Source organism: Flavobacterium sp. (assembly GCF_029242675.1).
Lineage (GTDB): Bacteria > Bacteroidota > Bacteroidia > Flavobacteriales > Flavobacteriaceae > Flavobacterium.
Window position 1 is genome coordinate 1 of the sequence record NZ_JAQWTM010000010.1, and the last position, 7,593, is coordinate 7,593.

General features: G+C 33.8%; 6 protein-coding genes. All 6 read left to right on the forward strand.

The window, feature by feature from the left end:
* On the forward strand, window positions 1-1,385 hold a 1,385-nt coding region (locus tag P8M54_RS00410), incomplete at its 5' end, for a glycosyltransferase (protein WP_300283750.1).
* On the forward strand, window positions 1,382-2,380 hold the full coding sequence (locus P8M54_RS00415) for a glycosyltransferase (protein WP_300283752.1): 999 nt from the start codon (window positions 1,382-1,384) through the stop codon (window positions 2,378-2,380). The genes P8M54_RS00410 and P8M54_RS00415, both read left to right, overlap by 4 nt.
* Window positions 2,377-3,492 (forward strand): glycosyltransferase, encoded by a 1,116-nt coding sequence (locus P8M54_RS00420; RefSeq protein WP_300283754.1) that lies wholly within the window; start codon window positions 2,377-2,379, stop codon window positions 3,490-3,492. Before P8M54_RS00415 ends, P8M54_RS00420 begins: the two co-directional genes overlap by 4 nt.
* Window positions 3,492-4,574: a glycosyltransferase gene (locus P8M54_RS00425; protein ID WP_300283756.1), complete on the forward strand. Its 1,083-nt coding sequence runs from the start codon at window positions 3,492-3,494 to the stop codon at window positions 4,572-4,574. Before P8M54_RS00420 ends, P8M54_RS00425 begins: the two co-directional genes overlap by 1 nt.
* A 488-nt stretch (window positions 4,575-5,062) precedes the next feature.
* Window positions 5,063-6,409: an O-antigen ligase family protein gene (locus P8M54_RS00430; protein ID WP_300283758.1), complete on the forward strand. Its 1,347-nt coding sequence runs from the start codon at window positions 5,063-5,065 to the stop codon at window positions 6,407-6,409.
* 104 nt (window positions 6,410-6,513) lie between these two features.
* Window positions 6,514-7,593 (forward strand): sugar transferase (locus tag P8M54_RS00435; protein ID WP_300283760.1); only part of this gene is annotated, 1,080 nt, incomplete at its 3' end.

Below are 7,593 nucleotides of genomic sequence, written 5' to 3' on the forward strand. Positions count from 1 at the left end.
ACCAAGAGAATTTAAATGTAGAAGGACTAAATACACTTTTTCATCACGATAGGTTAATGCTCTCCTACAATCCGAAAAAGGATACTTATTTAGGAAATAGTATTGGTTACGTTGATGAATCACTCTCTATAAAAGTCAATAAAAAGGTGTCATTCCCAACTTGGCAAATGAGCAGTACAGTAGGAATGATTCACGCTTCGGTTGTAGTAGAAGTTGATGATAAAATACCTTTTAATTCTAATTTCGACTATTATCTAAATTCATTGGCAAAACTACTGATGCCAGAAGGACTTTTTTGCTATTCGGAACCAAAGCTTTTAAATGGAATTGAAGTAAATGACTTGAAAGAGCGATCCATTTACACGCTTTTCCGTTTTGTGAAACAACATTATAGGACGAGATGGGTGTTTTTGTTGTTTTTTAATTTTATAATTTACGAAAAGAAATGGGCTTTTTTGCCTTTTGTAAGCGCGTTTTTTTACAGTAAGAGAAATGCAGACAGCATAGCAATTGACACTATAAAAGTAGCCTCGTCAAGAAAAGTAATAGCAAGCAAAACTATAGACGTAATTATTCCTACCATCGGGCGTAAAGACTATTTGTATGATGTTTTGCAGGACTTAGCGAAGCAATCCTTACTTCCTAAAAAAGTAATTGTCGTTGAACAAAACCCTTTACAGGATAGTATATCTGAATTAGATTATCTAACCAATGAGAATTGGCCTTTTCAAATTAAACATATTTTCACACGGCAAGCTGGAGCTTGTAATGCTCGAAATTTGGCTCTAAAAGAAGTAGAGCATGAATGGGTTTTTCTCGCAGATGATGATATTGTTTTTAACGCTAATTTTTTTGAGAATGCTTTCTATTCTATCGAACAATATGGATCAGAAGCAGCTTCCTTCTGTTGTTTACAAAAAGGAGAGAAAACTCAATTAAATACCTATATGCAATGGGGCGCCTTTGGTTCTGGCTGTAGTATGATAGCTGCTAAAAGTAGTATGCAATGTCGTTTCGACACAGGCTACGAGTTTGGTTATGGAGAGGATAATGACTTTGGGATGCAATTACGTAATCTAGGGCATGATGTTTTGTATTTTCCGCAACCTGAAATTCTTCATTTAAAAGCTCCTATTGGTGGGTTCAGAACAAAGCCACTTTTAAGTTGGAGTAATGATGAAATTCAGCCAAAACCATCACCTACAGTAATGCTTTTTCAGATTGCGCACAAAACAAAAGAGCAAAACTTGGGATATAAAACTATTTTATTTCTTAAGTATTACAGACAACAATCAATAAGAAATCCTTTTAAATATTATTTTGCTTTTGAGCAGCAATGGAACAGAAGTCTTTATTGGGCAAATAAATTAGATAAAAAACGATGAAATTCTCTTTAATAATTTGTACGTACATGCGTCCGCAACCAGTACTCAAGCTATTACAGTCAGTTAAACAGCAGTCCGTTTATCCGGATGAGATTTTAATTGTTGATGGTTCTACTAACGAGTTGACGGATATTGTTTTAAGGGATCATTATTTTGATAATCTTAAGTACTTCAAGGTATTAGATAATGATCGTGGGTTAACCAAGCAACGCAATTATGGTGTAGAGCGAGTAGGAAAGGAAATAGAGGTAGTCTGTTTTTTAGATGATGATATAGTTCTTGAAATGGATTATTTTAAGGAGTTGCTACAAACGTACCAATTATATCCAGAGGCAATGGGTGTGGGAGGTTCTATTGTAAATGAAAAAGAATGGAAATATGTAGGAGATGGATATCAACCATCAGTTAATGAGTTTTATTATGACGGTTGGATGCAAAAGGAAGGAAGTCGATTCGTCCTTCGAAAAAAGTTAGGATTAGATAGTGATTGTCCTCCAGGTTATTCTTCGTTGTATTCGCATGGACGAAGTGTGGGGTTTTTACCTCCTAGCGGTAAAACATATCAAGTTGAGATGCTTATGGGTGGTGTTTCGTCCTTTAAGAAATCAGTGTTTAAAACCGTTCAGTTTTCTATCTATTTTGAAGGCTATGGATTGTATGAAGATGCCGATTTTACATTGAGAGTGGCTAAAGTAGGAACCTTATATTTGAATACTGCAGCACAATTAAATCATCATCATGATCCATCGGGAAGGCCCAATCAATATCAATATGGTAAAATGGTAGTGCGTAACGGTTGGTATGTTTGGCGAACTAAAAATCCAAATCCTACCATCAAACAGCAATTTAAATGGCACGCAATAACTATTCTCTTAACACTTATTAGATATACGAATGCAATTACTGCTGATACAAAAAAAGAACCTTTGACAGAAGCTTTAGGGAGAACTTTTGGTTGGTGGAGTTTGTTGTTTAACAAACCAAAAATACAGTGAAATTTCTAGTTATTACACATGTCCCGCATATCATAGAGCAGAATCATTTTTTTGCTTATGCGCCTTACGTCAACGAAATGAATATTTGGACGAAGTATGTTGACGAGCTTGTCATTTTAGCACCCATATCAAACCAATTAAAAACGGCTATTGATTCTGCTTACGAGAAGGATCAAATTGATTTTATTCAAGTTGAAAATTTCAATATTCTAAGTTTAAAAAATGTTTTTTTTTCCATAGGTAAATTACCTAAAATACTTTGGAAAATGTATAAAGCTATGCAACAGGCGGATCATATACATTTACGTTGTCCAGGAAATATTGGATTGCTTGGGTGTTGCATGCAGATTTTTTTTCCTAAAAAAATGAAAACAGCAAAATATGCAGGTAACTGGGACCCGAATGCCAAAAAACCTTGGACCTATACTTTGCAACAAAAAATACTATCGAATACTTTTTTAACAAGGAATATGCAAGTATTGATCTATGGAGAATGGAATAGACAAACCAAGAACTGTAAATCTTTTTTTACGGCAAGCTACCTAGAACAGGAAAAACATCCTTTGCAACCTGTAAAAGCAAACCCTGTGACGAATTTTGTTTTTGTAGGAACTTTAGTGAAAGGTAAAAATCCATTGTATGCTGTCCAGTTAGTCGAAGGGCTTCGCGATAAAGGATATGCTGTGGCTTTACAATTGTTTGGAGAAGGATTAGAACGCAGCAATTTAGCACGTTATGTAAAGGATAAAGTTTTAGGGAAAGTAGTTATGCTACGAGGGAATCAAGACAGAGAAACACTAAAGATAGCCTATCAAGAGAGTGATTTTGTTGTGCTTCCATCAGATAGTGAAGGTTGGCCAAAAGCGATTGCCGAAGGCATGTTTTGGGGTTGTGTTCCAATCGCAACGAATGTCTCTTGCATTTTTAGTATGTTGAACAAGGAAGAAAGAGGGTTGTTGTTATATAAAAAATTAGAAGATGATATAGCTAAAGTAGCCTCGCTCCTAGATAATGCAAAAGAGTATGAATTGAAACGAAATGCAGCAGTTGCATGGTCACAAAAATATACATTAGATGTTTTTGAATCAGAAATTAAAAAATTGATAATTTAATGCGTATTGTTCAAATTATAGATTCCTTAGAGGCTGGCGGTGCAGAGCGCATGGCTCTTAATTATGCGAATAGCTTGGCAGATATGATTGAGTTTTCAGGAATAGTTACTACAAGAAAAGAAGGGCCTTTGCTTAAAGTAATTCAATCTAATTGTTCTTACTTATATTTATCTAGAAAATATGCTATAGATTTTAAGGCTGTTTTTAGATTAAGAAAATATATTATTCAGCATCAAGTTGAGATCGTGCACGCTCATGGAACTTCTTTTTTTATTGCCACTTTATTAAAAATTACCTATCCTCAAATTAAAATTATTTGGCATGAACATTATGGGGCAAGAGTGAGGCAGTCAAGATTTAATAATGTAATCTTAATTTGCTGCTCTTTTTTTTTTAGTGCTATTTTTGTGGTGAGTAAAAGTTTAGAGTTGTGGGCAAGACAAAAAACATTCTGCAAACAGATCCTTTACATTCCAAATTTCACGACTTGCATTACCGAAAGTAGCAAGGAAACAGTTTTGCAAGGTATAAGCGGTAAGCGAATTGTTTATGTCGCGAATCTTAAAAACCCAAAAAATCATTTAGTATTATTAGAAGCATTTGAACAATTGCTACTATATAAAATGGGATGGAGCTTGCATTTGATAGGAAAAGATTATCTTGATGATTATGCTACAAGACTTTATGATTTCGTTAAAAATAAAAATTTAATAAAATCAGTTTTTTTTTATGATTCCCGACCTGACATTAAAAATATTTTGCTCCAAGCTAGTATAGGAGTTTTAGTTTCTACCTCAGAAGGTTTTCCGGTCAGCTTACTTGAATATGGAATGTGTGCCTTGCCTACCTTATCTGCAAATGTAGGTTCCTGCGACGAGATAGTTATTGCTAATAGTACTGGATTACTTTTTGATCCTAATGATATACATTCATTAAAAAATCAGTTAGAAAGATTAGTAAACGATGAAATTAGTAGGCGCCAATTTGGCTTGAAGTTAAAGACGTGGGTATCGAAGAATTTTTCTAAAGAAGTTGTAATGCAAATGCTGATTACCAAATATGCGGATATACTCACTAAGTAGTAGAGAAATGATCCGTTGTTTCGAATTTCATTTCTGTTCTCTCCTAATTGTATTATTAAGTTCAAGATAAATCATTGGATGTAGTTCAATTCAAATAGTGTTAAATTATCTTTACGAATTTTAAGTTCAGTTTATTTATGGTAGCAAGATATTTTATAAAGTATTCAATGGACCCTATTAAATAAGAAGAATTTATATTTAGTAATTTTTAACGAATTTATAAATTGTTAATCAGTTACTACTAATGAAAGTGTTTCTGCATTTTGCTGTAATCAAATAAAAAAGAATTATTGATTGTGTAGCATTTAAGGAGCTTGATAATTACTAGTAGTGCGCATAATATATTAAGTCCGATCCATATAAATACTTGATGAACTTTATAAGAAATGAGCTGATTACGCTAAGGTTTTATTAATTAGAATTGAATAGCAATTTACAGAAGAGAATATCATATACCAATATTTACATTGGTTAGATACTAGTATAAAATGAAAAAAGAAGAGCAAGTATATTTTTACTTAATTTTATTCCATGTTTTTATTGGAATGGTTATTTATGCTGTACCATTTATGGCGAAAGTGTACGGATACGCAATTTTTTTATTGGGAATATATTTTGTTGTCAAATCTCAAAACAAAAAAGATGAATGTCTTTTGGTGGCGGGTTATGTTGTTGGAAGCGAACTTATATTAAGAATGACAGGAGGTAATATTACCTATGAATTCTCAAAATATGAAGTAATGGTCTTTATCTTTATGGGGATGTTTTACAAGGGCTTTTCAAAAGGAGCCGTTCCGTATTGGATTTTTTTACTTTTGTTAGTGCCTGGTGTCGTGATGTCAAGTTTTGTGTTGAATTTTGATTCAAATATCAAAAATTCTATCGCTTTTAATATTTCAGGTCCATTATGTTTGGCATTTGCGTCATTATACACCTATAGGAGAAAATTATCATTAGAGAGAATGAATAATATTCTGCTTTGTCTAGGTTTGCCAATTATTAGCTGTGTTGTTTATCTTATTTTTTACACGCCAAATATAAGAGACGTGATAACGGGTACTGATTCCAACTTTGAAACTTCAGGAGGATTTGGTCCCAACCAAGTTGCTACTTTTTTAGGATTAGGAATGTTTATCTTTTTTTCTCGAATTATTTTGGAATCAAAAACAAAAGTTTTACTGCTTATCAATCTTGTTTTGGCTTTAATTATCAGCTATAGAGGGATGGTTACTTTTTCAAGAGGAGGTATGATTACCGGTTTTTTAATGATTGTACTCTTATTAGTATTCCTTTACTTTAAATCCAATTTTCAAGGAAAGGTAAAGCTAAATTATATTTTTGGGCTCATCTTAGTGGCAATGATGGGTGTCTGGAGCTATACCTCTTATCAAACGGGCGGGCTGATTGAAAAAAGATATGCTAACCAAGATGCCGCCGGTAGAGCCAAGGAAAGCCAGTTTACAGGAAGAGAAGATGTGGCTAAAAATGAGATAAAGCAGTTTTTAGAAAATCCTATTTTTGGAGTAGGTGTTGGGAAAGGAGTAGAAAATAGAGAGGTTCAAACTGGAAATTTCATATTGTCTCACGATGAAATAACGAGAATGCTCGCTGAGCACGGCTCATTTGGTGCTTTAGGGCTCTTAATTTTGTTTGTTACCCCTTTAGTATTGTATCTAGAGAACAAATTTAATATGTATTTGCTTTGCTTCGTTGCCTTTTGGTTCTTGACAATCAATCATGCTGCAATGCGTACGGCAGTTCCCTCATTTATTTACGCTTTGTCACTACTCAATGTACAACTGATACCTAGAACATCTCCAAAAAAGGAGGTCTAGCGATTTTGGCGGTGGGATGTTAATAATTAGTAAATAGTTTTAAACGAAGTACCAAAGGTACTTGCGCCAAAATTATTACATTGCAGCAGCAAGTTCCAAAACTTATGGCAAGCAATAAAATCCATTTTGAAATATCAGAACGAAAGATGATTCTTTATCTATTCGATCTCTTTTTTGTTTGGTTATGGTTGTACCTAGCATCTTATTTTTTCGAATTAGAATATCTAGAAACCATTGCTACTCAATTTTCAGCTGCCTTTGTTCTTGGACTTTATCTAAGTGTTTTTGGTATTATTTTCGAGATGTATAAACTACAAGTGGCTAGCAATCAGTTTTTAATTGTAAGAAGTACGATTTTAACTTCCACTACCACAGCTCTGGTCTATTTACTTACTCCCGTTTTTTCTCCTCTTTTACCAACCAATCGACTGCAAATTTTAACCTTTTTTCTTGTTCTTTTTTTTAGTTTGATTTCTTGGAGGCTTTTTTATGTTCGTTTTTTAGCTTCAAATCGTTTTATGCAAAATGCCGTTTTGATCTGCGAAAATTGTGAAGTAGAAGAGCTAATATTGGGCTTAGAGAATATAGATCCACATTATAAAATTATCGGCTATGTAAGCATTGATGCCATTGAAATAGATGATTCTAGAAACCATTATGTAGAACAAATTGAGCGCGATAATTTATCCACTTTTGTCAAAGAAAATAAAGTAACCGAAATAGTGGTTGCTACCCAAAAAACAAATGGTATCACAGCTACTTTGTACCAACAATTATTGCATCTCTTGGAGTCAGGTAAAATTATTAGAGAGTATACGCAAGTGTATGAAAGTAAAACCCAACGCATTCCAGTGCATTACATGGCAAAAGATTTTTATGGATTTTTTCCGTTTAGTAGGAGCAACCAAAATAAATTGTATTTGACTATCGTGCGAATCATTGAGATCGTTTTAGCGGTCTTAGGGATAGCGTTTGGTCTTTTATTAATTCCTCTTGTTTTTATTGGAAATGCTATCGCCAATAAAGGTCAATTGTTTTACCGTCAAAAAAGGGTAGGCCGAGACGGGGTCGTTTTTGACATCATCAAATTCAGAACCATGGTGAAGAATGCTGAAGCCAATGGAGCCGTGTTTGCCACGGTGAATGATAGCAGAATAACCTTGTATGGTAATTTTTTACGAAAG

What these genes read in the sequence shown, in the direction of transcription:
- P8M54_RS00415 (WP_300283752.1), top strand. Translation starts at nt 1,382, where the DNA reads ATGAAATTCTCTTTAATAATTTGTACGTACATGCGTCCGCAACCAGTA.
- P8M54_RS00425 (WP_300283756.1), top strand. Translation starts at nt 3,492, where the DNA reads ATGCGTATTGTTCAAATTATAGATTCCTTAGAGGCTGGCGGTGCAGAG.
- P8M54_RS00430 (WP_300283758.1), top strand. Translation starts at nt 5,063, where the DNA reads ATGAAAAAAGAAGAGCAAGTATATTTTTACTTAATTTTATTCCATGTT.